Source organism: Novosphingobium album (ex Hu et al. 2023), from assembly GCF_022832385.1.
GTDB lineage: Bacteria > Pseudomonadota > Alphaproteobacteria > Sphingomonadales > Sphingomonadaceae > Novosphingobium > Novosphingobium album.
In genome coordinates this window covers 1-825 of record NZ_JALHLE010000061.1, presented here as the reverse complement: position 1 = coordinate 825, position 825 = coordinate 1, and the positions used below count along the sequence as shown (strand labels likewise).

1 protein-coding gene is annotated in these 825 nt (G+C 66.2%); it reads left to right on the top strand.

Features of this window, described 5'->3' with window-relative positions; translation table 11 throughout:
• On the top strand, positions 1 to 747 hold a 747-nt coding region (locus MTR64_RS21160), incomplete at its 5' end, for a molybdopterin cofactor-binding domain-containing protein (RefSeq protein WP_243996552.1).
• Between the last annotated feature and the right edge of the window lie 78 nt (positions 748 to 825).

Genomic DNA, 825 nt, shown 5'->3' with positions numbered 1-825 from the left:
GTCCCCGATGTCCACTTCGGCGCGACCTATCTGCCGACCAACCTGCCGACCGGCTGGCTGCGAGCACCGACGTCCAATGCCATGGGCTTCGTCTTCCAGTCCTTCCTCGACGAGCTTGCCGAAGCCGCCGGGATGGACTTGCCGACTTTCGTGCTACGCATTCTCGGCAAGGACCGGATGCTGCCCCAGGTGGGCCGGGCCAACCAGTTCAACACCGGCCGCGCGCGCAAGGTGATCGAGGAAGTCTGCGCGTTCGCCAGCTGGGACGGTAAGCGCCCGTCCGGCACCAAGGGCAGCGGCAAGGGTAGGGGCTTCGGGTTCTACTTCAGCCACGCCGGCTATTTCGCCGAAGTGGTCGACGCCACGGTTTCCGCGGACGGAACCATCAAGGTCGACAAGATCTGGGTGGCGGGTGACATCGGCAGCCACGTGATCAACCCCGTCAACGCCCTGCACCAGGTGCAGGGCGCGGCGATCGAAGGCCTGGCCCAGGCGACGATCGGGCAGAAGGTGGATCAGGTGGACGGCGCCATCGTGCAGGAGAACTTCGACAGCTTCCCGCTCCTGCGCATCGACGTGGCGCCGCAGGACGTCGCGGTGAAGTTCGTGACCTCGCCATTCCCGCCCACCGGTCTCGGCGAACCGGCCCTGCCACCCGTCATCCCCGCGCTCGCCAATGCCATCCATGCCGCCACGGGCCAGCGCATCCGCGCACTCCCGATGATGATCGAAGCCCAAAACGGCTGAATGGACCCAGATGATGCCTATCTGCCGGGCGTCTTTTTGGGGCGTGAACCTGGCTGATGCCCTCGGACGACCGACCGC